Source organism: Paenibacillus sp. F024, from assembly GCF_057814255.1.
The window spans coordinates 38,099-63,028 of record NZ_JBVASZ010000011.1 but is presented as its reverse complement, the minus strand read 5'-3'; the positions used below and the strand labels follow the sequence as shown (position 1 = coordinate 63,028).

28 protein-coding genes and 2 pseudogenes are annotated in these 24,930 nt (G+C 47.6%); 26 read left to right on the top strand and 4 right to left on the bottom strand.

The window, feature by feature from the left end; translation table 11 throughout:
* The first annotated feature begins 47 nt into the window (after positions 1-47).
* From ACZYR9_RS13250 to ACZYR9_RS13225, 6 genes are all read left to right on the top strand, one after another.
* Positions 48-1,082 (top strand): tripartite tricarboxylate transporter substrate binding protein, encoded by a 1,035-nt coding sequence (locus ACZYR9_RS13250; protein ID WP_488978971.1) that lies wholly within the window; start codon positions 48-50, stop codon positions 1,080-1,082.
* Positions 1,083-1,178: 96 nt separating this feature from the next.
* On the top strand, positions 1,179-1,625 hold the full coding sequence (locus tag ACZYR9_RS13245; RefSeq protein WP_488978970.1) for a tripartite tricarboxylate transporter TctB family protein: 447 nt from the start codon (positions 1,179-1,181) through the stop codon (positions 1,623-1,625).
* A 21-nt stretch (positions 1,626-1,646) separates the two neighbouring features.
* A complete protein-coding gene (locus tag ACZYR9_RS13240; protein WP_488978969.1) occupies positions 1,647-3,167 on the top strand; it encodes a tripartite tricarboxylate transporter permease in 1,521 nt (506 codons plus the stop codon).
* Between the two features lie 195 nt (positions 3,168-3,362).
* The gene (locus ACZYR9_RS13235; RefSeq protein ID WP_488978968.1) at positions 3,363-4,043 is read left to right on the top strand and encodes a GntR family transcriptional regulator; all 681 of its coding nucleotides are present in this window, start codon (positions 3,363-3,365) and stop codon (positions 4,041-4,043) included.
* Positions 4,044-4,151: 108 nt separating this feature from the next.
* Positions 4,152-4,835, top strand: a complete 684-nt coding sequence (locus tag ACZYR9_RS13230) for a haloacid dehalogenase type II (protein ID WP_488978967.1) — start codon at positions 4,152-4,154, stop codon at positions 4,833-4,835.
* 21 nt (positions 4,836-4,856) lie between these two features.
* On the top strand, positions 4,857-5,915 hold the full coding sequence (locus tag ACZYR9_RS13225; protein WP_488978966.1) for a tartrate dehydrogenase: 1,059 nt from the start codon (positions 4,857-4,859) through the stop codon (positions 5,913-5,915).
* A 46-nt stretch (positions 5,916-5,961) separates the two neighbouring features.
* Here ACZYR9_RS13225 and ACZYR9_RS13220 read toward each other — a convergent pair whose 3' ends face one another.
* A complete protein-coding gene (locus ACZYR9_RS13220) occupies positions 5,962-6,840 on the bottom strand; it encodes a LysR family transcriptional regulator (protein WP_488978965.1) in 879 nt (292 codons plus the stop codon).
* A gap of 124 nt (positions 6,841-6,964) precedes the next feature.
* On the opposite strand from ACZYR9_RS13220, the gene ACZYR9_RS13215 reads away from it, so the two are divergent.
* The 10 genes and pseudogenes from ACZYR9_RS13215 (at position 6,965) to ACZYR9_RS13170 (ending at position 12,585) form a co-directional block, all read left to right on the top strand.
* Entirely contained in the window at positions 6,965-8,176 is a 1,212-nt protein-coding gene (locus tag ACZYR9_RS13215) for an MFS transporter (protein WP_488978964.1), read from the top strand.
* Between the two features lie 77 nt (positions 8,177-8,253).
* Positions 8,254-8,685 (top strand): GNAT family N-acetyltransferase, encoded by a 432-nt coding sequence (locus tag ACZYR9_RS13210; RefSeq protein ID WP_488978963.1) that lies wholly within the window; start codon positions 8,254-8,256, stop codon positions 8,683-8,685.
* 28 nt (positions 8,686-8,713) lie between these two features.
* Positions 8,714-8,935: a hypothetical protein gene (locus ACZYR9_RS13205; protein ID WP_488978962.1), complete on the top strand. Its 222-nt coding sequence runs from the start codon at positions 8,714-8,716 to the stop codon at positions 8,933-8,935.
* 389 nt (positions 8,936-9,324) lie between these two features.
* A complete protein-coding gene (locus tag ACZYR9_RS13200) occupies positions 9,325-9,564 on the top strand; it encodes a YkuS family protein (RefSeq protein ID WP_488978961.1) in 240 nt (79 codons plus the stop codon).
* Between the two features lie 988 nt (positions 9,565-10,552).
* Positions 10,553-10,717, top strand: a complete 165-nt coding sequence (locus ACZYR9_RS13195) for a helix-turn-helix domain-containing protein (RefSeq protein ID WP_488978960.1) — start codon at positions 10,553-10,555, stop codon at positions 10,715-10,717.
* 15 nt (positions 10,718-10,732) lie between these two features.
* Entirely contained in the window at positions 10,733-11,050 is a 318-nt protein-coding gene (locus tag ACZYR9_RS13190) for an XdhC family protein (RefSeq protein WP_488979076.1), read from the top strand.
* Positions 10,935-11,558, top strand: coding sequence for a nucleotidyltransferase family protein (locus tag ACZYR9_RS13185; RefSeq protein WP_488978959.1), 624 nt, complete (start codon positions 10,935-10,937; stop codon positions 11,556-11,558). The genes ACZYR9_RS13190 and ACZYR9_RS13185 overlap by 116 nt, the downstream gene beginning before the upstream one ends.
* Before the next feature lie 65 nt (positions 11,559-11,623).
* Positions 11,624-11,938: pseudogene (locus ACZYR9_RS13180) on the top strand (hypothetical protein); the annotation flags it as partial.
* A gap of 48 nt (positions 11,939-11,986) precedes the next feature.
* A pseudogene (locus tag ACZYR9_RS13175) lies at positions 11,987-12,368 on the top strand (molybdopterin cofactor-binding domain-containing protein); the annotation flags it as partial.
* On the top strand, positions 12,367-12,585 hold the full coding sequence (locus ACZYR9_RS13170; protein WP_488978958.1) for a 2Fe-2S iron-sulfur cluster-binding protein: 219 nt from the start codon (positions 12,367-12,369) through the stop codon (positions 12,583-12,585). The pseudogene ACZYR9_RS13175 and the gene ACZYR9_RS13170, both read left to right, overlap by 2 nt.
* Positions 12,586-12,646: 61 nt before the next feature.
* Here the strand turns inward: ACZYR9_RS13170 and ACZYR9_RS13165 are convergent, their stop codons facing one another.
* The 3 genes from ACZYR9_RS13165 to modA form a co-directional block, all read right to left on the bottom strand.
* On the bottom strand, positions 12,647-13,744 hold the full coding sequence (locus tag ACZYR9_RS13165) for an NAD(P)-dependent alcohol dehydrogenase (protein ID WP_488978957.1): 1,098 nt from the start codon (positions 13,742-13,744) through the stop codon (positions 12,647-12,649).
* Positions 13,745-13,956: 212 nt separating this feature from the next.
* A complete protein-coding gene (gene modB, locus ACZYR9_RS13160) occupies positions 13,957-14,616 on the bottom strand; it encodes a molybdate ABC transporter permease subunit (protein ID WP_488978956.1) in 660 nt (219 codons plus the stop codon).
* Positions 14,617-14,621: 5 nt separating this feature from the next.
* Positions 14,622-15,473: a molybdate ABC transporter substrate-binding protein gene (gene modA, locus ACZYR9_RS13155; RefSeq protein ID WP_488978955.1), complete on the bottom strand. Its 852-nt coding sequence runs from the start codon at positions 15,471-15,473 to the stop codon at positions 14,622-14,624.
* A gap of 166 nt (positions 15,474-15,639) precedes the next feature.
* Here modA and ACZYR9_RS13150 point away from each other — a divergent pair, with 166 nt between their 5' ends.
* From ACZYR9_RS13150 to ACZYR9_RS13105, 10 genes are all read left to right on the top strand, one after another.
* Positions 15,640-16,590, top strand: coding sequence for a substrate-binding domain-containing protein (locus ACZYR9_RS13150; protein WP_488978954.1), 951 nt, complete (start codon positions 15,640-15,642; stop codon positions 16,588-16,590).
* 175 nt (positions 16,591-16,765) lie between these two features.
* Positions 16,766-17,071: a creatininase family protein gene (locus ACZYR9_RS13145; protein WP_488978953.1), complete on the top strand. Its 306-nt coding sequence runs from the start codon at positions 16,766-16,768 to the stop codon at positions 17,069-17,071.
* 66 nt (positions 17,072-17,137) lie between these two features.
* Positions 17,138-17,281 (top strand): hypothetical protein, encoded by a 144-nt coding sequence (locus ACZYR9_RS13140; RefSeq protein WP_488978952.1) that lies wholly within the window; start codon positions 17,138-17,140, stop codon positions 17,279-17,281.
* Between the two features lie 8 nt (positions 17,282-17,289).
* Positions 17,290-17,853: a hypothetical protein gene (locus tag ACZYR9_RS13135; protein ID WP_488978951.1), complete on the top strand. Its 564-nt coding sequence runs from the start codon at positions 17,290-17,292 to the stop codon at positions 17,851-17,853.
* A gap of 477 nt (positions 17,854-18,330) precedes the next feature.
* Positions 18,331-19,335 carry a 2-oxoacid:acceptor oxidoreductase family protein gene (locus tag ACZYR9_RS13130; RefSeq protein WP_488978950.1) on the top strand — a complete coding sequence of 335 codons (1,005 nt, stop codon included), beginning with the start codon at positions 18,331-18,333 and terminating at the stop codon, positions 19,333-19,335.
* A gap of 31 nt (positions 19,336-19,366) precedes the next feature.
* The gene (locus tag ACZYR9_RS13125; RefSeq protein ID WP_488978949.1) at positions 19,367-21,670 is read left to right on the top strand and encodes a thiamine pyrophosphate-dependent enzyme; all 2,304 of its coding nucleotides are present in this window, start codon (positions 19,367-19,369) and stop codon (positions 21,668-21,670) included.
* A 76-nt stretch (positions 21,671-21,746) separates the two neighbouring features.
* The gene (locus ACZYR9_RS13120; RefSeq protein ID WP_488978948.1) at positions 21,747-22,043 is read left to right on the top strand and encodes a hypothetical protein; all 297 of its coding nucleotides are present in this window, start codon (positions 21,747-21,749) and stop codon (positions 22,041-22,043) included.
* A 33-nt stretch (positions 22,044-22,076) separates the two neighbouring features.
* Positions 22,077-22,598, top strand: coding sequence for a hypothetical protein (locus tag ACZYR9_RS13115; RefSeq protein WP_488978947.1), 522 nt, complete (start codon positions 22,077-22,079; stop codon positions 22,596-22,598).
* Between the two features lie 92 nt (positions 22,599-22,690).
* Positions 22,691-23,380 (top strand): response regulator transcription factor, encoded by a 690-nt coding sequence (locus ACZYR9_RS13110; RefSeq protein ID WP_488978946.1) that lies wholly within the window; start codon positions 22,691-22,693, stop codon positions 23,378-23,380.
* Positions 23,377-24,741, top strand: a complete 1,365-nt coding sequence (locus ACZYR9_RS13105) for a sensor histidine kinase (protein ID WP_488978945.1) — start codon at positions 23,377-23,379, stop codon at positions 24,739-24,741. The genes ACZYR9_RS13110 and ACZYR9_RS13105 overlap by 4 nt, the downstream gene beginning before the upstream one ends.
* Positions 24,742-24,930: the final 189 nt, after the last annotated feature.

The following is a 24,930-nucleotide window of genomic DNA, read 5'->3' as shown; positions in this document are numbered from 1 at the left end:
CCGCTTACTAAAAGCGCTTTCCAAATCATATCATAGGGGGAATTCAAATGAAGAAAAAATCGTTTGGCGGTATTCTAGCCACAGCATTACTTGCGGTAGCTGTAGCCGGCTGCGGATCTGCGCCTGCATCAAATGGATCATCGGGCAATACGGCCGCACCTGCTAAAGAAGAACCGAAATACCCGACAAAACAAATTGAAATCACCGTACCGTTCGCGGCTGGCGGGGGAACGGATATTTTTGCAAGAGCGATGAGTGATTACTTAAGCAAGGAATGGGGTCAACCGGTCATCGTCGTGAACAAGCCGGGCGCCGGAGGAGCTACCGGAACTCAATTAGTTCTGAAGCAAGGAGCGAAGGACGGTTATTCCGTCGTGACTCAAAGCGTTTCCGCTGTTACGGGACTATTGGCAGGTGTTCCAAACTTGCCGTTTACCATTGACGATTATCAGTTTATTGCCAAAACAACCAATGACCCGCTGGCCTGGGTTGTAAAGTCGGATGCTCCTTTTAATACGATTGAAGAGCTTAATGACTTTGTGAAGAAAAATCCGGATAAGCTCAGCTTTGCAAGTAATGGACCTACGGCTATCGCTACGTTTGGCGTAATTCAGTGGCTGGACAGTATCGGCGGAGATTTCTCCAAAGCCAAGCTGATCGTAACCAACGGTGCCGGAGATGCCCTTCCTAAAGTTGCCGGCGGACACATCATGCTTGGGGTTCAAGGGGTAAGTGAAGTAAATAACCTGGTTAAGGCTGGCAAGCTGAAAATACTGGCTATTGCCTCGGATAAACGCAGCACTTTCTTCCCGGATGCTCCTACTATGGAGGAAAAAGGGATCAAGGGAATCACCGCATCGTTCTGGGTAGGGGTATCGATGCCAAAGGGCGTTCCGGATCATGTAGTGAAGAAGTGGGAAACCACCATTGACAAAATGCAGAAGGACCCTGCATTCCAAGAGAAGCTGAAGTCGATGAGCGTTCAAGGCGCATATTTGAATGCTGCTGATTATGCAAAATATGTAAAAGAAGAAACAGAACTCTTCTCCAAAATTGTAAAGGACAAGGGACTCATTAAGTAATAGGTGGAAAAGGAATCTCCTCCTTCTATTGGTCTTCCAATAGAAGGAGGAGGTATGTAAAAGAACGGATTCATACAAACAGAGGGGGGAGAAACTATGCTGGCCGATCGTATTGGGGGTATTATCAGCATTATTTTCGGAAGCATCTCGATGTCTGAGGCTATACGTTTGTACCCGGCGCGAATGGATACGTTCGTCGGGGATCATACGATGCCCGGGCTTGTAGGCGGCGCTTTAATTTTGTTTGGGCTATTGATGGTTTTCTTTATAAAGGGCGAAAGCTTTAAAGTAGAATTTCCGGATCGCGTCATCATGAGAAGCATGCTTGCAGCCATGGGATTATTGTTCGCTTATTGGTTTGCCATTCCTTATTTGGGCTATGTCATCAGTACGTTATTGGTTTCGATCGGGTTGTTTAAAGTTCTTGGTTTTTTCAGTTTTGCCAAATCGGCGATTTACGCCATCATTTTAAGTGCGGTTTTTTATCTGCTCTTTATTTTTTGGCTCGGAATGCCGTTCCCACGAGGAATCTTTAATATTTAACGAAGGGGTGAAACATAAACAATGGAAGCACTAAACATGCTTTTACACGGATTTGGAGAAGCGTTAACACCCCTTAACCTTGCGATGGCCATATTGGGTGCTCTTGTTGGAACCTTGGTCGGCATGCTGCCGGGGCTCGGACCTACTTCCGCAATTGCCATTTTGCTGCCTTTAACGACAGTGCTCGGTCCGGTAGAAGGAATTATTATGTTAGCCGGAATTTATTATGGTGCCATGTACGGCGGATCAACGACAGCCATTCTGCTTAACATTCCCGGAGAGGTCTCGTCGGTTCCGACTTGCCTGGACGGTTATCCGTTGGCCAAACAGGGAAAGGGCGGACCGGCGCTAGGAATTGCCGCCATCGGTTCCTTCGTGGCTGGAACCATGGGAGTGATCGGTCTTGTATTCTTCGCTCCGCTTCTTGCAGACCAGGCGTTAAAATTCGGCCCGCCCGAATATTTTGCGCTTATGCTGCTGGCGCTGACAGTGATTGTAAACTTAGCGGGCAATTCCATTATTAAAGGCTTAATCATGGGACTTTTCGGTTACTTGCTTTCCATGGGGGGAATGGGTCCTTCCGGAGGCCAGATGCGGTTTACGTTTGGAAGCGATACCTTAATGTCAGGTATTGATATGATCAGCGTGATCATCGGATTATTTGCTATTACCGAGGTTATCAAAGGCATGGAGGAGAAGAGCGGAGCCATTGCCCCCGGCAAAATCGGCAGTGTTTATCCCAGCTTTGCGGATTTGAAGAAGAGCTATAAAGCGATGTTCCGCGGTGGTTTTATCGGCTTTGTCCTCGGCTTATTGCCGGGCTGCTCCACTGCCGTTACGACTTTTTTGGCCTATGACGTGGAAAAGAAGGTCTCCAAGCATCCGGAACAATTCGGCAAGGGGGCAATAGAAGGCGTGGCGGCGCCGGAATCGGCCAACAATGCGACTAGCTCTTCCGGATTTATCCCGCTCTTTGCGCTTGGCATTCCGAGTTCTCCACCGCTGGCCGTTCTGCTTGCCGGCTTAATGATCTACGGATTGCAGCCCGGACCGGTATTGTTTGAACAAAACGGGGGCTTTGTATGGACGATCATCGCTAGTATGTTTATCGGCAATGTGATGCTGCTTGTACTCAATTTGCCGCTTGTAGGGTTATGGGCAAAGTTAACTACCGTACCGTATGGTATAATGGCACCGGTGATCCTGGTATTAAGTATTATTGGCGCTTACACGGTGAGAAACAGTTTATTTGATGTATTCATGGCCTTAGTCTTCGGCGCCATCGGTTACTTCCTGCAGAAATACCGCTGGCCGGTGGTACCGCTTATTCTTTGCTTTATTCTGGGACCGATGTTCGAGCAGTCCTTTGTTCAATCCTTGTCGATGTCGGCCGGCGATTTCTCCATATTCGTTACACGTCCGATTGCATTAGCGATCCTGCTTCTGGCCGTAGCGCTATTTATTATTTCGTTGATTCTGATTCGGCGCACGAAGCAGCGGGTTCAAGCCGCAGTCGGTTCTGAAGTCGATATCTCCGGATAAGCATAAATAAAAGGGAATTCAGAGCTTCTCTGGTCACGGTTATTTATCCGATAACCTTCCATAGGACGATGAATTCCCGTTTTTATTTCAAACGATGACAGAACGACGAAACATTATCATTCGTTGACTTCATCTGAGGCATTGATTACATTAATACATATAATCATTGTCGACAGACAACAAGAAGGTGAATGAATGGATTCCTACTCCGTCGAGAAACCCGTACCATACTACGATCAGCTGTACCATGCCATCAAGAAAATGATTTTTGACGGTATATTCAAGCCCGGAGATCGGATTGTTGAGTCTAGACTGGCCAAGGAAATGAATGTCAGCCGAAGCCCGATCCGCGAAGCGATCCGGGCCTTGGAGAAAGAAGGCTTGGTTGTCATTGACGACAAATCGAGAATCGTCGTGTATAAGCCGACAGTCAAAGATGTGGAGGATATTTATCAATGCCGGATGGCGCTTGAAGCGCTTGCTGTCCGTGTGGCCGTTCAAAAAGCGACAGACGCTGAATTGAAGCAGCTCGAGGAGGCTTTATTATTGGCCAAGTCAAAAATTGAACAGCCCGATGGGTATGATAAGGACGAAGTGATCAGGTTAAATGAACAATACCATCAGCTGATCATCCGGTTCAGCCGGAATGACCGGCTGCAAAAACAATTAAACGATTTAAGATCCTTGACATTTTTGTACCGGATTTTGAATTTTCAGGGAGAAGCCCGCGATCGGATGATTTATAACCAGCATGCGGAAATCTATGACTATATGAAGCACCGTAACGGGGAAGCAGCGTCCAATGCCATGGTACGCCACTTAACTGCCGACTATGAGCATTTGATTCAAGTTCTGGGTCAGTCCGAAAAGCATTAAAATAAACGATCCGATTCAAAAAAAGATTAAAAAAACAAATCGGATCTGCTATACTAAAATTGCTTACTGTCGACAGTCTTCATTTTATGTGAGAGGAGGATCGAATCCATGACCTATCGGTTGATTACTTTTGATGTTTACTCGGCTTTGGCTAATATTGAGGGGAGTCTGGTTCCCGAGCTTGCAAGGGAATTCGGTCAGGATAAGCTTGATGTGACGGCTTTTTTCCGGACATGGCGTACCCGTCAGTGGGATTATTTATTGCTTAACAATTCACTGGAAACAGGACATTCAAGCTATGATTACATCACCCGCTGTGCGTTGGAATACACGGTCAAGCGATTCGGCGTTCAACTATCCGATGAGGCCGGTGAACGATTATTAGCGGCATGGACAAGGCTGAGTCTTTGGCCGGAAGCGGCGGAAGTCTTGTCCGAAATTCAAAATAGAGGCTATCCAATCGCCATTTTATCTAACGGAACCGAAGCTATGCTGGAAGCTCTTCGAGATGAGGTCGGCATTCCGTTTGATTATATTTTTGCTTCGGATCAAGCGGGAGCGTATAAACCAAGCCCCCAAATCTATGAGCTTCCGTTTACTCGGCTTGGATTGGACAGAAAGGAATTACTGCATGTCGCAGGCTCTTCATTTGATGTGATGGGAGCAAAATCAGCGGGGCTTACCTGTGTCTGGTCCAACCGGTTGAGTGATTATACGCTTGACCCCCGTTATCATCCTGATTATGAAATGGCTGATTTAACGGGTTTGCTTCAAATATTAAGCCCAAAGTAGGGAATCGGAGGAGAATTATACATGAAACAATACGATATTGCGGTTATTCCAGGGGATGGGATCGGCAACGAAGTCGTCCCTGCGACATTAGAAGTGTTGAACACGGTAGCGGAAGTTCACGGCGGATTGGATTTTAAATTTACAAGCTACCCATGGAGCTGCGATTATTATTTGGAACACGGTAAAATGATGCCTGATGACGGAATACAAATTCTGCAAAATTATAATGCGGTGTTTCTTGGAGCGGTAGGCGATCCCAAAAAAGTTCCGGATCATGTTTCTCTTTGGGGATTGCTGATTAAAATCCGCCGCGAATTCGAGCAGGTGATCAATATCCGTCCGGCCAAATATCTAAAAGGGATTCAGTCGCCATTACATAACCCGAGCGATTTTGATTTGATCGTGGTGAGGGAGAACAGTGAAGGAGAATACAGCGAGATTGGCGGAAGGATTCACAAAGGAGAAGATGAGGTAGCGATTCAAGGGGCTGTATTTACCAGAAAAGGAACGGAACGGGCCATCCGCTACGGCTTCCAGTTGGCTGAGCAAAGAAGAGGGCGTGTCACCAGCGCAACCAAATCCAATGGCATCGTCCATTCCATGCCATTCTGGGACGACGTATTTCATGAAGTGAGCAAGGATTACCCCGGGATCGAGACATCGTCGTGTCACATTGACGCCTTGGCCGCATTCTTTGTTACCCGTCCGCATACCTTCGATGTCATCGTCGCAAGTAATCTTTTCGGAGACATCCTAACCGATCTGGGTGCGGCGATCATGGGAAGCATCGGGATCGCTCCGGCAGCCAATATTAACATCAACGGGAAATATCCGTCGATGTTTGAGCCTGTTCATGGTTCAGCACCCGACATTGTCGGCAAAGGAATCGCTAACCCTATAGGACAAATCTGGACGGCCAAAATGATGCTGGATCATCTAGGTGAAGCGGAAGCAGGCCGCAAAATGCTTGAAGTGATGGAAAGCGTGCTTCAAGACGGTATCAAAACTCCGGATATCGGCGGCAAATCGTCGACCACCGAGGTGGTCCAGGAAATTTGCCGCCGACTGAAAACATTGTAATTCACAAAAAAACAGGAGCAGAGCTGCTTCTGTTTTTTTGCTCTCATTATAACCATTCCTTGAGAAAGTTCATAAAAGTTTGGCATGCTTTCGATAAGTACGTATCCTTGTTCCATGAAGCTCCCAAATGCAGATAAACCGGAGGATCAAGGGAAACGGGAACCAGCGAAGGATCGTCGTGCTTGATCACCATACGTAAAAACAACGTGATCCCTAAGCCTTCGGATACCAAGGATTGGATCAAGGACAATTGATTGGTCGAGAAAGTTACATTCGGCGGAATCGCTCCATGGCTGCTTGCTTCCATGATGATCTTGCGCTGCAGATAACCTTCTTTGAACAGAACAAGGGGCTCGCTCAAAATGTCCTGCAGTTGAATAGCTGAACGTTCCGCAAGCGGGTGACCGGCCGGCAGACAAACAACCATTTCTTCCCTTAACAAAGGGATGACTTCATGATGCTCCTGATGGTGGTCGCCGAGAGCGATGATTCCAATATCCACCTCTTTGCGGTCCAACAGCCTCTGAACCTCCAGGGTTCCCGCTTCGACTACGCTGATCGTAAGAGCGGGGTATTTCTTTTTAAACTCTTTAATGATTTGGGGAAAGTAATAGCTGCCGAACATGGAGGGAAGGCCGATTCGGATCTCGCCTTTTTCAAGCCCTCTTAACTCCTCCATTTCTTTGCGCGCTTCTTCCACACGGCTGAGGATGGCTTTTGCATGAACCAGCAGCGCACGGCCTTCAGGGGTTAAAGCCACCGCCGCTTTCTCCGAACGGTCAAACAAGGTGAGCTGCAGCTCTTCCTCCAGTTTATGAATAGACTTGCTGATAGCCGGTTGAGCCACAAGCAGCTTTTCGGCTGCTCTAGTAAAGCTTCCTGAGTTGGCAATTTCTACAAAGTACTGCAGCTTTTTGAAATCCATAGAGGATTCTCCTTTAGGCGACAACATTCCTTTTGGTTATCGAAATCATGAAATTAATATATTTTATTAATAGTATGTCATCATGGTATCATCTGTAGAACAGTCATGTAAAGGAGTTTAAGGGATGAATTACGGTTCAGGAGAATATTGGAGAGCTACGGCGGCTCTAAGTCTGGGTTCATTTTTGGTATTTGCCATCGTATATTTGACTCAGCCGCTGCTGCCTTTATTCGTGGCGGAGTTTGGATTAAGCGAATCTATGTCGAGCTTATCCCTTTCGGTTGTTATATTTTGTATCAGTATAGCCTTGCTGATCTACGGGCCTGTATCGGATGCGGTTGGAAGAAAGCCGATCATGGTCTGGTGCATGGCAGGCGGGGTCGTTTCAACGGTTTTGACCGCTTATGTCAGTGATTACTCCGTTCTTCTAATTCTGCGGGCCATTCAGGGGTTGTTTCTTGCAGGACTTCCGGCCTTGGCTATGGCCTATATGAGTGAAGAATTTTCACCCAAGGCCTTAAGTGTTTCTATGGGTCTTTATATCGCGGCAAACAGCCTTGGAGGGATGAGCGGACGAATTGTAAGCGGGGTGGTCGCAGAGCATTGGGGATGGCGCTCTTCCTTTACCATAATAGGCCTACTGTCGGTGGTTTTGTTTGTGACCTTTGTGTTTTTGCTGCCCCGTTCCCGTAATTTCAAGCCTTCGCCGCTGCAATGGGGCAGTGCCGCTTCGGCGATGGCCAGTCATGTCAAAAATTCGACGCTGAGCATGGGAATGCTGATCGGCGGCCTGCATTTTTTTGTTTTTATCGGTTCGTTTAATTACCTTACCTTCCTGCTCAGCGAGCAGCCCTACCATCTAACCCCATCACAGCTGGGCCTGCTGTTTCTGGCCTACGCTGCCGGCAGTCTGGGTTCTACAGTTTCCGGAAGGCTGTCTGACCGATGGGGCAAAAGCCGCTGTATGATAGCGGGGATCATGATATTTGCGTCAGGTTTGCTCCTTACGCTTGTCGGTTGGCTGCCGGTCATTCTGATCGGACTGGTGCTGCAGTGCTTCGGATTTTTCTTTTCCCATTCGGCTTCGGCAAGCTGGGTCAATTCACGGGCTGCCTTTGCCAAGGCAAGCGCGGCAAGTCTTTATTTATTCTCTTATTATTTGGGAGGAAGCTTGGGAAGCTTCTACTTGGGCTGGTTCTGGCAGCTATACCGTTGGCCTGGCGTGGTCGGCGGGGGAATGCTGGTTTTTGTGCTGACTTTCTACTTGGCCAGAAAGCTGTATGCAGAGGAGAATCAACAACTGGTTCAGGTTAACGGAATCATCACAACGAAATAAAAAATTGGACAACGACGGAAATTATGATTTAATGAAATAGAAATCTCAATATTGAAACGGTAACGGAGTGACTTTTGATGTTGGTGGATATTAAACAAAGACTCAGTGAAGAGGTTATTCAGGAGCTGCTGTCGTATTCCGTCTTTCCCGTTCAGGGTTTATTGGAAAAGGAACTGAAAGCCTATGCGGAGGAGGACAACCGCGAGCTGTATGGATATGAAGAGGATGGCCAAATCATTGGTGTTGTCGGATTTATTGCACATCCCGATGGACTTCTGGAAGTAAAGCATCTTGCCGTGCATCCGGAATTTCGAGGACAAGGCTATGGCCGCGGACAATTGCTGGAGCTGATCGAACTCAAAAAACCGCTGACCATTCATGCGGAAACTGACGAAGAGGCCGTGGAGTTTTATCGGAATATCGGTTTTTCTATTAGAAGTCTTGGGGAGACTTTGCCCGGTGCTGAACGTTTTCGATGTGTGTATGAAGTGGAGACGGAAGATTATTGAACGAAAAGTCTTTTGGGAGTAAACTTTTATGCAGCTGCTCATGGCAGCTGTTTTTCTTTGCCGATTTTTGAATCGTATTGCGCTGAATTACGCCTATAATATAGTGACACGTAAAGGGAGGCGAAGCACATTGAACCGAGACAACGAGCAGTACCTATGGCAAAGGATTCGAAACGGTGATAAAGAGGCCTTCGGGACACGGGTCGAGCCGTTGATTGCCAGAGCATACCGGACTTCTGCGGCAATTTAAACTCATCCCATTTAGCGGAAGAAGCGGTACAGAATGCATTAATTGAAGCGTATACGAACATTACGAAGGGGAGAGAGTCCGGCATTTTCGCTGCTGGTGCAGCAGGTTAATCGCCCATAGGGGCTGGACCTCGTCAGACAGGAGCATCGGCATCGGCTAGAGGAATTGAATATACCGGGGGTTGGCACCGCGGATGACAGTGACAGCAGCAGTCCTTACCCGGATCTGTACATCCCGGCCTCAAAGCAGGATAAGTACACGACTTCTTTACAGCGTGTAAGCGATCCGATTGTCATCCATAAAGATTATCCTGTATCCCTAAAATTGCACGTATAAAAAAGGGAACAACCCGGGCACACTACAGCATGGAAAAGGAGGGAAGATAAGCCATGGCAAAAATTGCGGTAGAAAACAGCTTGGAAGAGGTGAAAAACGCTCTTCAGCAAAATGGACATGAGGTTGTTTCCATGAATAGCGGAAATTTGCAAAATTGCGATTGCTGCGTAATCTCCGGTCAGGATAAGAACATGATGGGAATAAGTGAAACCGTGACTCAAGCGTCGGTGATTAATGCTCAAGGCATGACCCCGGATCAAATTGTAGAGAGAGTAAACCAAAGCTTGAGCTAGAATGATATCTTATGAAGTACACCCGCTACCTGCGGGTTTTTTTGTTTGGGTTAACGTTGTTGACCTAGCGGAGACTGAGCTAACGTTCCCGCTAAGGCAACAACTTTACAATGTAATCTAAATCCACTTATTTTTCATCTCCTGGATTCTCTTTGCCTGTTCTTTGCAATCCACCAAATGTTACCGAAAGGATCTTTAACTCCACCATATCTTTCGCCGGCATGCTTCATGTCGGTTAGAACCATTATCGATTCTGCTCCGTGCTGGATGGCTTTTTCATAAATGCTGTCACAGTATGGAACATAAATGTAAATGGAAGCTGGAAATGTCCCGTATTGATCAATTGGCTCGCCAGCCATAATAATGTAAATCCCCAACTATAATTTCAGCGTGCTTTTATAAATCCGGTTCCCTTTAGATATTAACCTGTCCGTTTGATTAGCAAGAAAAAGCCAACCGTCGAAGGATGCTATTTGTTTCAGTTACGGTAAACAGGCAAGAAGTATTCACCATATTTTTCTTATTCGACGCAGTATTCTCATTATCCTTGCTATCCAAGAACCGAAACCACGCTGTATATAATGCAAATTCTGATATTAACTAAACAGAACGAATGTTCGAAATCATCAAGTATCCACAATTTGATTGAACATAGCCTAACACAAAACAAATAAAGTCAAGATAATGTTATAATAGATGACATATATTATTGAAAATGTGCATGATTCTTTATATAATGTAATATATGATTACATATTCGTTTCGTATAAGATATCCAATCCCGCTGCACGCATATCCAAGGTTATTCCTGGGAGGGGAGTGCCTATGCATCTTGCCGTCGAACAGGTGATGTCAATTTTCCCGTTACGAAGGCAGGCTCATCGCAGGTAAAGCCTGTACTTCAAGAATCGTGAAATCCGTCAATGTAATGGATGCCCCGGACATCACCGATTGAATAAAAGACGGTGATCCGGAGTACGTGCAGGATATGCTTCGTCCATTAGAGGTGTTCATCAAGAATGACGGGCAAATGAATGAAACAGCCAAGCAGCTCTATATTCATCGAAATGCCGCCGCATATAGATTGGAGAAGATCGGCGAATTGCTGGAGGCGCCGATGCGAGCAAAGCGGGAAGCGGTGCTTGCCAAGTAATTGAAACCGAAGGGCATGCTTGTCGGGGTGATGGGTTCCGCATCCCGAACGGAGCGTAGGCTCAAGTGCCGCCCCGCTCTGGAATATTTGCATTACCCGGTCGGGTTGGATATCGGTGCGGCAGGCCCGGAGGAAATCGCCGTGAGCATTACGGCTGAATTGATCGAACGAAAGAGACGGACTTATATAAATCATGACGGAGAGGAGCGGCAAATGCATGAAACCGAATATTGCAGGCATCTATTTAGCGGCAGGAGCCGGGGAGCGGATGGGAGGCTCCAAGCTTTCCGTAGAAATCACGCCGGGCGAGCGTCTTGGCGCATTCGCCCTTGAGGAGGCGCTTCGCTCAGCCTTGGGACGGATATATGTCGTCAAACGGGAAGGGCAGTCGACCGATTGGCTGCCCTCATCCTTTTATGAAGCTGAAGCGGAAGGACGCGCTTGTCTGGTTGTGTGTCCGGATGCGATGTACGGCATGTCCCATTCTTTGAAATGTGGACTTATGGCCGCATGTGAGACGTCTCAGCCGGAAGCGGTTGTTGTCATGCTCGCGGATCAGCCTCTGATCAAAACGGAAATGATTGACCGCTTGATCCGCTCATTTCAAAATCATCGGACACTTGATTATTGTGCGTCCGGACACATGGGCCTGCCCAAGCCTCCAGTATTGCTTTCCCGAACGATGTTTGCATCGATAGGTAAGCTTACGGGAGATGATGGGGCCAGAATCTTGTTCATGGAGCCCCATTATTGCGGCATGATTCAGGAAGACCCTGACGTTCGGCGGTTTATCGATGCGGATACGCCTGAAGATATAGAGCGGATCCGGTTGTATTGTTAATCCCGAGTGACAGTTGAAGGGTGCAACTCACGTTCGGATACGGATGCAGGGGGAATGAACGATAAATGATTCGGGAGGGGAATGGACATGGCGATCGGCAAGTATATCCAACCTTCCGAGCCGAGGGTTTGGCAGCCTTCAGATTTGAAAGAAGCATGGGGGCGGAGAGCACTTACGTGTCTGGAGGCTCGCTGCTCGGGATACAGTGGGAGTCCGGGTTATCCCGTATACCCATGCATCTGATCAGCTTGGAGGGTATAGCTGCACTGCAAGGCATGCGGGTACTTGAGAATGCAGGATCGAGGGTCCGGTTTAGAATCGGTAATATGATTCGTCTGGCGGAATGCAGACGGCAACCAAGAAGCCAAGGCGCTGGCCGAGTCATCTCTACCCCTTCCATCCGGAATATAGGAACTTTAGGCGGCGATGTGGCTTCCGCGATAGCTGCTGTAGCAGCAGAAAGAATGGAAATCGCGGAGCAGGCGCTGCACTTGATTGAGGTTGCTTATGAGCCCTTGCCTGTGCTGGATGATCCCGAAGCTGCGCTGCGTCCGGATGCCCCGAGGCTGCATGCTTCAGGCAATGTGCTGCATCGTACTTCCTATCAACGGGGTGAGGTATCAGGACCGCTTCGAGTCCGTCCGCGCAGGCTTGAAGCGGCATCCGATGAAGATTGCCATGCGTACCGGCGTTGATGCTGAGGGGCGATTGGTTGCTCACCAGGTATGGATTATCGCGGACACCGGCGCATACGCGACCCTGGGACCGGCTGTACTGAATTTCGCATCCGAGCACAGCATAGGCGGCCATGTCCATAAAGGGATTGATTGAAGCCAATCCTTGCCCGAATCGCTCGGAAATCGAAGAGGCTTTGTCGGGCAATTTATGCCGTTGTACCGGATACGGTCCGATCGTTCGGGCGGTAGAAAAGCTCTCTGAACAACATAAGGAAGGGGGAGATAGCCAGGTCTTGACGAGGAAAGGAAGCACGGGCTCTCTTCAGGAAAAGTGTCAGGTCTATCTATGAAATGAGCAGGGCTGCCTTATGGAAGGCAGCCTGTTTACGTAAAGAGTATGGCGGTAGAAGTTTATCCGATCTTTACGATCGGCTTGATCGTAACCCCCGTCTCCGAATCGTGTGCCGCTTGGTTGATTTCTTCTATAGAGTAAAATTTAACGAGCTTGTCAAAGGGGAATTTCCCTTCTCTGTATAATTGAATGAGCTGGGGTATGAATATTTGCGGAATGCTTGAACCGAGCAGCAAGCCGGTCACATTTTTCTCAAACAGTATCGTATTCACATCCAATGAAACCTCGGTGCCCAGAGCCGGCGCGCCGATGACAACGGCAGTCCCTAGTGTAGCAAGACAGTCCACCGCTTGACGCAATACCTCCGGTCTGCTGGTGGTTTCTATGGAATAATTGGCCCCTTTACCGGTGATCCTTCGAATTTCATCCACCGTATTTACGTTTTTGGGATTAACCGTATGTGTTGCACCCAATTCCTTGGCCATGGAAAGACGGCTTTCCTGAACGTCAACGGCGATGATGGTTGCGCAATTGGCCACTTTAGCTGCCATCAGTGCGCTTAACCCTACAGAACCGCAGCCGAATACCACCAGGCTTGAGCCTAACACCGGCTTTAATTTATTAAGAACCGCTCCGCTACCGGTTTGAACACCGCACCCCAGAGGACCCAACAGCTCTATAGGGACATCCTTGGTAACGCTTACAACATTTCTCTCCGAAACGACAGCATAGTTGGAAAAGCTGGATTGACCAAAGAAATTGGCCACATCTTTACCGTCCTGCGTATGTAAGCGGCAAGTTCCGTCAGACATGGTACCCGTGAAATTCAGTTCATAGAAGGTTTCGCAGGCATAGGGCCGGCCCGTACGACAGCTTGTACAAGAGCCGCAGGATGAGAATGACAGCACGACGTGGTCTCCCGGCTGTACGCTGGTTACGCCATCGCCGACGCGTTCGACAATCCCTGAGCCTTCATGACCTAGTACAGCAGGAAGCGGAACAGGGTAATACTGATCCCGGACAATCAGATCCGTGTGACAAATCCCTGCGGCCACAATGCGGACTAATACTTCACCCGGTTTGGGATCGTCAATCTTGATCGTGTCGATGTGGAACGGTTCGCCTTTACCTTTGGTAATCGCGGCTTTCGCTAACATGAACATCCTCCTCATTTTACAAAATGGCAGCGCTTTCCTTGCAATTAAAATATACCATAGGATTCATGAGCAGAGATGATTTTAGCGGAACTGGATGAAATTTTAAACATGGCGATGATCATTTTTTGAAATCCTCCTGATGCCGGTAGGTTTACGGCTATGGAATGGCACGCAGGAGGACTGAAGAGCCTGAACATGCGTTGGAGCATAAACTAATGATCTTTGCGTCGGGTTAAGAGCAGCATAATAAAGGAAATGACTATCATGGCTCCCGTCCATGCCCACGCCATCGGAGTGTTGCCCGCATCGACCGCAACATAAATGGCAGTAGGTATGGTTTGAGTTTTGCCGGGAATGTTCCCGGCGATCATCAAGGTTGCGCCGAATTCACCTAGTCCCCGCGCGAATCCAAGGATAAAGGCGGCTAGTAATGACCGATAGGTTAAAGGGAGTGTGATGTACCTAAACACTTGCCATTCGTTTGCCCCGAAAGAACGTCCTGCATCCTCCAAATCCCGGTCGACGGAAGCATAGCCGGCCTTCATGGTTTGATAGACAAGCGGAAAAGCTACAACGATGGAAGCTACCACGGCAGCCCACCAGGAAAATACGATCGGAGCATTAAACAACCATTCGATGAGGCCTCCTAACCAGCTTTTACGGCCAAGCATAACTAAGAGCAGAAATCCGACAACGGTTGGAGGGAGCACAAGCGGCAGCATAAATGTGGTTTCAAGAAGCGTCTTTCCTTTAAACGAATGCCGGGTCATCCACCAAGCGGCACCTGCTCCTAATACGGCCGCCACTATACTGGATAGCATAGCCACTTGTAACGATAATCGGATAGGGGACCAATATTCATTCCAATTCATGTCCATCATTTGGGTATAGAAAAACCATATTTAACGAAAATATCTAACGCCTCTTTCGATTGCAGGTATGTAAACAGATCTTCGGCTTCTTTACCATGCTTCGTAGCTTTGACAATCCCAAGCGGATACTCGACAGGAGTATAGGTTTTCGAATCAAGAGTAAAAGCGATATTCACCTTCTTTGAAGTCAAGGCGTCTGTCTTATAAACAAATCCGGCGTCGGCATTTCCGGTCTCCACATATTGAAGCACTTGTCTAACGTCTTTTCCTTGAACGGTTTTGGGCTGTAGTATTTCCCAAAGTTTAGCGTTTGTAAGCAATTCTTTGGCATAGCTGCCGGCCGGGACGCTTTCCGGGATGCCGATCGCCATTTTTTTTACTTCAGGCTTCGTTAGATCCGTAACCCGTTCAACCGGCGTTTTCGCATCTGCCGGAGTTACGACGACAAGCTCGTTGTTCAACAAATTGATTTGTTTATTTGTATCGATCAGCTGTTTGTCGATGAGTGCCTTCATGTTCTTGGGCGCTGCGGAAAGAAACAAATCTGCCGGGGCTCCCTGCTCGATCTGCTGTTGAAGCGCGCCGGATGCACCCAAGTTAAAGCTCAGTTTGATGTTTGTATTCTTGGATTCGTAAGCCTGCTGAATTTCCTTGAGCGCATCTGTCAGGCTTGCAGCCGCAGAAACGGTTAATACAATGGTTTCCGCAGGCTTCTGATTCGGTTGGCTATCGCTTGGTGCCTGTGCACTGCTGCCGGCGTTTGTGGATGAATTTGGCTCCGAGCCGCAGCCTGAGAATACGAACATCATGGCAGTGACAAATAACAGAACAATACTTGATTTAACATACTTAACCATATTACCCCTCCATTTAAATATAAATAGTAATAAATAAATATATTTAGTATGATTATATACAGCGGTTTTATATTCTGTAAACCTATTTAAGGAACATTTTAGTCGACTTATGATAAAATAAAGATAACGTCACGACAGGCAATAACAACCGGCAGGGAGGAACGGGATGTCTAACGAATTGTCCTATACAACAGAAGATATCGCTAAAATACTAAAAATTTCCAAGCTTACGGTATATGATTTGATCAAAAAAGGGGAGCTGCCCTCCTATCGGGTTGGCAAACAGATGCGGATAGACGCGGCCGACCTCGAAGCGTATAAGCAAAGAAACAGAAGCATTACGGTTCCTGAGAAGCCGGTTACCCCTGATGCTCTTATAAGATCTGCCCCGTTGACCTTCCATAACGGAACGCGTTCTATCGTTATCACCGGGCAGGACATCAGTTTGGATATACTGGCAAAGCATATCGAAAAGAATATCGTTGGTGTACGGCCCCTGCGTTCATATGTAGGGAGCCTCGACAGCTTGATATCTATGTATCAAGGTGAATCGGACATCGTCAGCACTCATCTATTGGACGGTGATACGGGCGAGTATAATCTCTCCTATATCCGAAAATTGCTCGTAGGCTCGTCTTTTTTGGTGGTGAACCTGCTTTCGCGTAGAGCCGGACTTTATGTTCAGCAGGGCAATCCGCTGAATCTCGGCAGCTGGAGTGATTTGAATCGACCAGGCTTACGGATTGTGAACCGGGAAAAAGGTTCGGGAGCACGTGTATTGCTTGATGAGCAGCTTCGTCTGCACGGTATTCCTTCGCACCAACTTAATGGATATCATAAGGAGGAAACCAATCATTTAGGGGTAGCCGGAAAAGTGGCTTCCGGGGAGGCGGATGTCGGCATAGGAATCGAAAAGGCCGCTTCGATCGTCGGAAATGTCGATTTTATCCCCTTGATTCAAGAACGATACGATCTCGTTATGATGAAAAAAGCCGAAAATCGGGATTGGATTGAAGCTTTAATTTACATTTTGAAATCCGAAGCGTTCCAAAATGAACTGCGTACCATTCCCGGTTATGATTTGTCATGGACAGGACAAATTCTTCTGGAAACTTAAATCTTTTTTTAAGCAAACATTTAAACAAAAGCCGATTATTCCTTATCGCGGGAATGCTCGGCTTTTTTAATGATAACAACGCTTTTACTGAGCACTAAATTGATGGAATATATATGTTATATAAGGCGGGAAATGCGCACAAAACATAAAAATAATGTTATGCTGAACAAGATGAATGGAAGATATATTCGGAAGAGCTTGGGAAGAACGGTTTTTACCGCGTTTATCGAAGCTGGAGGCTGATCGGATTCCAAAGAATCACGCGCTCGTTGTTTTACCGATAGGGGCAGTGGAGCACGGACCACACTTGCCCGTCTTTACAGATACTTTAATTGGGGAAGCTTTGTTGCCATACACGTTCGAAGCGCTCCCGAGAAATGCTGAAGTGTGGCTGCTTCCATCGCTGCCTTATGGGAAAAGCACGGAGCATCTCGGCCATCCGGGTGTGGTCAGCCGGGGCCGGATCGTATCGTATCGGTGACGGCACCGGCCCGATCAACGGTGATGGAGCAGTTTATATTCGATAGCGGGAGCAGGTGCATGGTACATGAAATATAAGCTGGACCACATTAACAAAATGGAGAGGGAGACATTCGTCGAGGAGATCGGCCGGGTGTTCGAGCATTCGTCTTGGATATTCCCGAATCCGGATTTAGCGGACATGATAACGTTATCTTTGCGCTTAATGTGAAATTAGAGATGCGGGGCCGCGCTTTCCTGGCTTCATTCACGGAAGGGGACAATTCACTCGTCGTCACCACCGATTCCATGAAAAATCTGGTCCTCCGTCATGCGGCGGATTACGAAGGCAGTTCGGTGGAAGGCTTCCTGCATCACATTAGCCGTATCCTGTTATCGAAATATTCCCAAATGACTTCCGTTCATATTAGTGCAGACAGAATCCCGTTCGAAGTGCTGCCTGTGCCGGAATCCCATGACCGCCCGCTCTTCATCTGGCACAACATCGGCTGGAAGTACGCAAATGAGCTGGATGCCATTTCTCCGGGAGAAGGAAGCTATGTCGCTGCTGAGCAAATTCGCGATATTGCACATACCGTTTTTCATGATAATCATAGTCCCTCCATCCAACATCTGATCTATCTTATCGGACTTCGCATGTTGTTCCGGTTTCCACAGCTGTCGGAGACCTGTTTCGAGTCAAACAACCGTACTTGGGAAACGGTCGTCGAAGATATTCCCGGCTCTGAAGGACGCGTTATACGAAATCAAGGCCTCCCTACGGCTTTCAGGGCTTTACCATGACACAGGCCGACTTGACTGAGGCGAACGCCGGGGCGGCAGATCCTAGGGGCCTGGGGTGACAGCCTTGCTTTAGGCTGGTAGACCGGCTGAAGCAGGATCCAAAAGAATGAGAAATAAATGCCAACCGGAGTTGGAAGCGGTTGGGCTTTTTGCGGTCTAGCTTCGGTTTCGGAACTCCAAAAGAATCACCATTCTTGTAATGTTTTATAACAGGTAATAGCTGTTTCATAACAGATAGTTTAATATAAACCATTATTTTTAGCTTGTTTTTTGCAAAAATTGGACAACTGGCTTTGTAACCAATGATAATTACTGCACATAAAGGTAATATATAGAAAATAAAACGAGTTTCATGTTAGATTATCTTCGAAAAACGCTTTCAAAATTGTCAAAAACTCTATGCGCGAAGAATAGAAACTGGTATACTGTTTCGTAGGAATTATATACCTTTCTAAATATATGAGGGGAGTTGAACTCATGAGGGTTCTACCGAAAACGAACGAACTCGGCTTCTTTGAAATTCGGCTCGAATCCATCGGCGGTCTGGGGGCGAATCTGGCAGGTAAGATGCTGGCAGAAGCAGGCGTTGTTGGAAGCGGTTTTAATGGCGTAAGCTTTTCTTCTTATGGTTCTGAGAAAAAAGGTTCGCCAGTAAAAGCACATATTCGCTTTTGCGATATGGATACGAATATACGCGATACCACGCCGGTTGAACGTCCGCACGTAGTAGGTGTGTTTCATGAAAATTTGTCCAAAACCATTAATGTCGTCAGCGGCATTTATCAGGATAGCGTAGTTTTGGTTAACTCCGCAAAGACTCCTGAAGATTTGAAGGAAAAATTGAAGCTCATCGGCGGCACGGTTGCCGTGGTCGATGCCACAGGCATTGCGCTGGAGGAGAAAAACCGTGTCAACATGGCGATGTTGGGCGGATTGTTCCGTCTTTGCGAATTCCTTGATTTTGAACATATGAAGGGAATTATCCGCAAATCGCTTGAGAAAAAATATCCTGGCGCGGTGGAGCCGGCTCTTAGAACCTTCCAACGCGGCTATGATGAAGTTCAGTTTCAGACGTTCGAATTGCCGGAAGGAACGGAGATGCCTAAGCCGAAGCGTTGGGATATCCCGGTACTCGGCTATGCCACCCAGGCGATCGGCGGAATGGTAACGAACCCGGGTAACAGTATCTTGAAGGATCTGAGCATTTCCCGCAGCGGGATGATGCCTCATTTTGACGATGATAAATGCATTCACTGTGCGGCATGCGACACCGCCTGTCCGGACTTTTGCTTTGTCTGGGATGAGCAGCCGGACAAGAAAGGCCGTCCGCAAATGTTCCTTCAAGGCATCGATTATCAGTACTGCAAAGGCTGTCTGAAATGCGTTGTCGCCTGTCCGACGGAAGCGCTCTCTGCGAATCGTGAGACGGACGGCTACGCTGAGGCGAATCGCGTTGCGCACCGCTTCAACTTGGCGAACTAGCTTACAATTAACAGGGAGAGGTGAAGTCATAATGGCAATCGATATCAATAAAGAAGTCAGCGAGGGAACGGTAGAGCAGCGGATGGTATACGAGTCCGGCAACGAGATGGCTGCATATGCCGCTCACCAGATCAACTATCATGTGATGGGTTATTTTCCAATTTCCCCGTCTACTGAAGTTGCCCAGTTCCTTGACTTGATGAAGGCCAACGGCCAACATGATATAAAACTTATTCCGGCAGACGGTGAGCATGGCTCCGCAGGGATTTGTTACGGTGCTTCGACTGCGGGCGGCCGCGTATTTAACGCCACCAGCGCGAACGGATATCTTTATATGCTGGAGCAAATGCCGGTACAATCGGGAACGCGTTTTCCGATGGTTATGAATTTGGTTTGCCGTTCCGTTTCGGGACCTCTGAACATTCACGGCGACCATTCCGATTTGTACTATGCTCTGAATACCGGCTGGCCGATCCTGATGTGCCGCGATCCTCAAGCCGTTTACGATATGAATATTATGGCGATCAAACTGGCGGAAGATCCGGAAGTTCGTTTGCCGGTTATCGTAGCCTCCGACGGCTACTTTACTTCTCACCAAAAGCGCCGCGTGCAAACCTTCGCTCACAAAAGCGATGTTCATGCGTTCATCGGCGAGCAGCCGAAGCAATTCCCGCACGTGCTTGATCGCAATAATCCGATCACCGTCGGACCTTATATGAATGAACCCGACTACATCAACAACTGCTTCCAGCAATCTGAAGCGATGTACAGAGCAGGAGAGGTATTCGACCGCATTCAAAAGGAATACAAAGTATTGACCGGTCGCGAGTACCCGATTCTTGACCTGTATCGTATGGAAGATGCGGAAGTGGCCGTATTCCTGATGAACTCTTCCTCTGAAATTATAAAAGACGTTGTCGACCAGCTGCGTGCCCAAGGCATTAAAGCAGGCTCTATCGCACCGAACATGATTCGCCCGTTCCCGCAGAAGCAAATTGCAGAAGCGTTGAAGAACGTCAAAGCCGTTACGATCGGGGACCGTGCCGATTCTTACGGTGCCCATGGCGGTAATATGACGATGGAGATCAAAGCTGCGCTGTTTACGGAAGGTAACCGCGATACGATGGTTATCAGCCGGATCTACGGTCTTGGCGGTAAAGATTTCTACGCTGAGGACGGCCATGCTTTCTTCGAGCTCGCTATCGATGCAGTGAAAAAAGGCCGTGTCGATGTGCCGTTCGATTATTATGGGCATACGCCTGGCGATCCAAACAACAAACCGAAACGCGTGATTGAGCCGATGAAGTACGAGGATCTCAAAACGGGCTTAATTACCGTTAATAAAGACGAAGAAACAGGACAGCTCAAGGTAAAAGTACCTCCGATCCGTCAATTGACCAAGAAGCCCAAGCGTCTTGCGCCTGGCCATGGAGCATGTCCGGGATGCGGTATCTTCTCCGGTCTCGAGCTGTTCTTCAAAGGAATTGAAGGCGACATCGTAGCGTTGTTCCATACGGGCTGTGCCATGGTTGTTACAACAGGCTATCCTTATTCGTCCCACAAGGCGACGTATATTCACAACCTGTTCCAGAGCGGCGCCGCTACACTGTCCGGTGTGGTTGAAATGTTCTGGGAACGCAAACGCCGCGGCGAGCTGGATTCGTTGAATCTGCCGGATGATTTCACATTTGTCATGATCACCGGAGACGGCGGTATGGATATCGGTATGGGGCCTGCCATCGGCGCCGCCCTGCGTAATCATAAAATGATCATTCTTGAATACGATAATGAAGGATACATGAATACGGGAGCCCAGCTGTCCTACTCGACGCCGCTCGGCCATCGGACATCCACATCCAACGTCGGCAAGCATCAAGGCGGTAAGCTGTTCCACCATAAAGATACACCGCAAATTATGGCGGCTACCAATATTCCTTACGTATTTACCGGCTCGGAAGCCAATTCGCAGGACCTGCTCAAAAAAGCGGCGAAAGCTCAGTATTATGCACAAAACGAAGGTTTAGTATACGGCAAAATTTTGATAACCTGTCCGCTCAACTGGTTATCTGAGGAGCAAATTGGACAAACGCTGATCGACGAAGCCGTTAACTCCTGTTTCTTCCCACTTTACGAGGTTGAGAACGGGGTAACGACGATTACGTATAATCCGGAAGAGAAAAACAAACGGATTCCTGTAGGCGAGTGGCTCAAAAATATGGGCAAAACAAAGCACCTGACCAAGCCTGAATACGCCGAAGCGCTTCAATCGTTCGAGAACGAAGTGGAACGACGCTGGAGCCGTTTGAAGGCGAAGCACGAAAATCCTTACTTGTAAGGCACATGCTCAGGCGCAAACTCTTCATTGAGCTTGCGCCTTTGCTTTTGATCACACAGATATGGAGGGATGTCCGATGTTTTATGTACTTCGGCACACCCAAACCGGTGAAATTGCAGCCTGTATTCAAAAAAACAACTATGATTTGGATTACTACGGCGCCAAGCAGTGGGATGACGAGACTACGGCAGAAGGGGAAATGAATGCATTCCTTTCCATGATCGGACGTGACGATCCACATTTATGGCAAATTCTTCCGATACAGGAGAACCGATTAAAGATATTCAATGTAAAGCTGAAAAATGACCCAACCCGCAAGCTTTATTTAGACCCGGAAGGGAATATGACCGTCGATTCAGCGCTGGATGCCTAATGTTGACGTAAAGAACGGGGAATGGAAACCATAATGAATACGAATCTTTTTGATCAATTTGCAGCCGCCGCCACGGAGACTGAGCTGAGCGTATTTCAAGAAACGATCCGAAAGGGCGGATTTACGGCCTTTCGCATGTTTATAGACGGGTTTCGCGAGCAATTGAAGCGCTATGAGGATAACGAGGGTGCGGCAATGAGCCGTTTAGTCGCTTTGGCCAAGGAGCTTTTTCCACAGCCTCAGCTATTCAGTCCGGCTTGGGCATCGATTTGGGAAGAATACGAGCTCATCGTCACGTATAAGCAAACCGTCCTCGAGACCATCTCAGCCGATCAACGGGATGGAGAATGGCAGATTATCCTGGATAACCCTTACACCAATTCGGAATTAATCTGTTATCCCAGCTTGTCATTTATGGAAGGCGCTTATATGTACGCTTATTTTCGGACGGATTTGAAAAATAATGAGTATATCCGTTTGCAAAAAATTCAAAACGTGATTATGGCCTTCGGGAGCGAACGAACCGAATCCATGAAGAAGAGCAATGAACGCTAATTCGCGGCGCATTGCTCTTTTTTTGTTTATACGGAATAAGGGGGATTTCCCTTGGAAATGATGAAACCAAACGTCAAAATAATGGAGAACCTATGGCCGATTCCATTCTTATTATTGAAGATGAAGAGCAAATCTCACGGGTACTGAGACTTGAACTTGAACATGAGGGATATCAAGTCGGCACCGCCTTTGACGGCAAAGAAGGGGTAAGGTTGGCTTTAGGTCAGTCTTGGAGCTTAATCCTGTTGGATGTCATGCTTCCTGAATGGAACGGGCTTGAGGTGCTCCGGCGAATCCGTCAGACCGGGGACAGCGTTCCCGTTATCCTATTGACGGCCAGAGACGCCACTCCGGATATCGTCAGCGGATTTGAGCAGGGTGCCAATGACTATGTAACTAAACCGTTTGCCATTGAAGAGCTGCTTGCCCGAATCCGCAATCTCATCCATATTACAGGCCGTCCAAAATCTTCAGGAAATGTGCTGGAGGCCGACGATTTGCAGTTGGACCTGGCGGCCCGTAAGGTGACACGCTGCGGAAACGCCATTGAGCTTACACCCAAAGAATTTGACCTTTTACAATATTTAATGGAGCATAAAGATCATGTGGTAAGCCGGGACCAAATTTTGTCCGATGTCTGGGGCTATGATTTTGTGGGTGACACCAACATTGTAGATGTTTATATCCGCTATTTACGCCAAAAAATCGATAAAGGCTATCAACCTAAGCTGATTAAGACGGCACGGGGAGTCGGATACGAACTGACGGTACCTGAGCCATGAGTCTTCGCACGAGGCTGATTTTGCTGACGGGAATCTGGATTTTGCTTATTGTACTGTTTTTTAATTATTTTATCTATTTCTATATACTTAAGAAAACAACAGATGCCGAGGTACAGCATCTTTGGAACAAAGCGCAGATCATTCTCCGCAATCCTGAAATGAAAATACCTGATAATTGGTCAAAATCGGAAGTTTTTAACGAGTTTCAAGACTCCAATTCACTCATACGGATTATCACCCCGCATGGAACGATAGCCGCTCAGATGGTAACCAATGAACAGCTTGCGGATCATCAGCCGGTTTATCGTACCGATTATCACTTTACCGTTGAAAATGATCTTAACGACAAACTTCTGTTCATACAAGTGCCGATTGTAGAAAATGGGGTTCAAATCGGACTGCTTGAATTGGGTAAGGCACTGAATGTCCTTGGTGATTTTATGGAATTTTTGGGGACCGGGCTTATGGTGACCACCGTCAGTGTGCTGCTGTTCTCTTTAATCGGAGGGGTGTTTTATACCCGAGTCATCATACGGCCGATCCGAAAACTGCTTGAGACGATGGAAACCATTCGCAGCAAGGGCCAGTTCATTCAATTAAGTCCCCAATTTACCACAAATCATGATGAGCTGGGAAGACTGGGTAAAACGTTTAATCAGATGATCCACAGTCTGCAAGAAAATGATCTCAAGCAAAAACGGTTTGTTTCCGATGCATCCCATGAGCTGAGAACACCTTTGACTGTTATTGAAAGCTATACTTCTATGCTTCAGAGATGGGGAGGAGAAGATCCGGACCTTCGTCAAGAAGCGTTGGGCGCCATTCATTCCGAAGCTGTCCGCCTTAAGGGTCTGATCGATTCTCTGCTGCATATGGCAGAGATCGAACGTCATCCCGAGTCAGAGCTGCGAAAAATGAATCTGAAGCCTTTAATCGATACGACGGCCGAGCAGCTGAGCCTGGCGTTCAACCGTGAAATCAAGGTGGAAACAGACTCTTCAGAGCTTTATTGTATGGCAGACGGAGAGAAAATCAAGCAGCTGTTGATCATTCTGCTGGACAATGCCATTAAATATAGTAAAAAGCCCGTAGCAGTTCTGTGCAAAGCAGAAGGCGATTTCGTAGTCGTGCAAGTGAAGGATGAGGGGATCGGGGTTCCGCGGCAGGAGCTTGGCCAGCTTTTCGAGCGATTTTATCGAGTAGATAAAGCAAGAAGACGCGGCACAGGAGGGTCTGGTCTTGGGCTTGCGATCGCCAAACGGATCGTAGAGCAGCATAGGGGAATGATTCGGTTGGACAGCGATGAAGGAAAGGGAACGACCGTCACCGTACGTTTGCCGACGAAAGAAAGGGAAACGTGATGTTGAGCGGTCCAAGTTCGGAACGTATGTGCCGAAAAGCCAGTTAAGCCAAAATACGTACTGGTTGAAGATCAATTGTCAAGAGATTTTTTATGAGAACATTCTCATGGACTTTTAATAATAGCAATGGATATTAGAGCTCATAAGGCTTTGGACCTTCCTTGGTAAATGGTGGATTTTTTAAATGTG

Bases quoted from the DNA above. Each gene is read 5' to 3' on its own strand.
- ACZYR9_RS13145 (WP_488978953.1), top strand. From the start codon at position 16,766: ATGGAAGATATATTCGGAAGAGCTTGGGAAGAACGGTTTTTACCGCGT.
- ACZYR9_RS13245 (WP_488978970.1), top strand. From the start codon at position 1,179: ATGCTGGCCGATCGTATTGGGGGTATTATCAGCATTATTTTCGGAAGC.
- ACZYR9_RS13150 (WP_488978954.1), top strand. From the start codon at position 15,640: ATGTCTAACGAATTGTCCTATACAACAGAAGATATCGCTAAAATACTA.
- ACZYR9_RS13240 (WP_488978969.1), top strand. From the start codon at position 1,647: ATGGAAGCACTAAACATGCTTTTACACGGATTTGGAGAAGCGTTAACA.
- ACZYR9_RS13105 (WP_488978945.1), top strand. From the start codon at position 23,377: ATGAGTCTTCGCACGAGGCTGATTTTGCTGACGGGAATCTGGATTTTG.
- ACZYR9_RS13115 (WP_488978947.1), top strand. From the start codon at position 22,077: ATGAATACGAATCTTTTTGATCAATTTGCAGCCGCCGCCACGGAGACT.
- modA (WP_488978955.1), bottom strand. From the start codon at position 15,473: ATGGTTAAGTATGTTAAATCAAGTATTGTTCTGTTATTTGTCACTGCC.
- ACZYR9_RS13235 (WP_488978968.1), top strand. From the start codon at position 3,363: ATGGATTCCTACTCCGTCGAGAAACCCGTACCATACTACGATCAGCTG.
- ACZYR9_RS13140 (WP_488978952.1), top strand. From the start codon at position 17,138: ATGAAATATAAGCTGGACCACATTAACAAAATGGAGAGGGAGACATTC.
- ACZYR9_RS13200 (WP_488978961.1), top strand. From the start codon at position 9,325: ATGGCAAAAATTGCGGTAGAAAACAGCTTGGAAGAGGTGAAAAACGCT.
- ACZYR9_RS13225 (WP_488978966.1), top strand. From the start codon at position 4,857: ATGAAACAATACGATATTGCGGTTATTCCAGGGGATGGGATCGGCAAC.
- ACZYR9_RS13250 (WP_488978971.1), top strand. From the start codon at position 48: ATGAAGAAAAAATCGTTTGGCGGTATTCTAGCCACAGCATTACTTGCG.
- ACZYR9_RS13185 (WP_488978959.1), top strand. From the start codon at position 10,935: ATGAAACCGAATATTGCAGGCATCTATTTAGCGGCAGGAGCCGGGGAG.
- ACZYR9_RS13190 (WP_488979076.1), top strand. From the start codon at position 10,733: ATGCTTGTCGGGGTGATGGGTTCCGCATCCCGAACGGAGCGTAGGCTC.
- ACZYR9_RS13130 (WP_488978950.1), top strand. From the start codon at position 18,331: ATGAGGGTTCTACCGAAAACGAACGAACTCGGCTTCTTTGAAATTCGG.
- modB (WP_488978956.1), bottom strand. From the start codon at position 14,616: ATGAATTGGAATGAATATTGGTCCCCTATCCGATTATCGTTACAAGTG.
- ACZYR9_RS13215 (WP_488978964.1), top strand. From the start codon at position 6,965: ATGAATTACGGTTCAGGAGAATATTGGAGAGCTACGGCGGCTCTAAGT.
- ACZYR9_RS13170 (WP_488978958.1), top strand. From the start codon at position 12,367: ATGTCCATAAAGGGATTGATTGAAGCCAATCCTTGCCCGAATCGCTCG.
- ACZYR9_RS13135 (WP_488978951.1), top strand. From the start codon at position 17,290: ATGCGGGGCCGCGCTTTCCTGGCTTCATTCACGGAAGGGGACAATTCA.
- ACZYR9_RS13125 (WP_488978949.1), top strand. From the start codon at position 19,367: ATGGCAATCGATATCAATAAAGAAGTCAGCGAGGGAACGGTAGAGCAG.
- ACZYR9_RS13210 (WP_488978963.1), top strand. From the start codon at position 8,254: ATGTTGGTGGATATTAAACAAAGACTCAGTGAAGAGGTTATTCAGGAG.
- ACZYR9_RS13195 (WP_488978960.1), top strand. From the start codon at position 10,553: ATGCTTCGTCCATTAGAGGTGTTCATCAAGAATGACGGGCAAATGAAT.
- ACZYR9_RS13205 (WP_488978962.1), top strand. From the start codon at position 8,714: ATGCAGCTGCTCATGGCAGCTGTTTTTCTTTGCCGATTTTTGAATCGT.
- ACZYR9_RS13120 (WP_488978948.1), top strand. From the start codon at position 21,747: ATGTTTTATGTACTTCGGCACACCCAAACCGGTGAAATTGCAGCCTGT.
- ACZYR9_RS13165 (WP_488978957.1), bottom strand. From the start codon at position 13,744: ATGTTAGCGAAAGCCGCGATTACCAAAGGTAAAGGCGAACCGTTCCAC.
- ACZYR9_RS13220 (WP_488978965.1), bottom strand. From the start codon at position 6,840: ATGGATTTCAAAAAGCTGCAGTACTTTGTAGAAATTGCCAACTCAGGA.
- ACZYR9_RS13110 (WP_488978946.1), top strand. From the start codon at position 22,691: ATGGCCGATTCCATTCTTATTATTGAAGATGAAGAGCAAATCTCACGG.
- ACZYR9_RS13230 (WP_488978967.1), top strand. From the start codon at position 4,152: ATGACCTATCGGTTGATTACTTTTGATGTTTACTCGGCTTTGGCTAAT.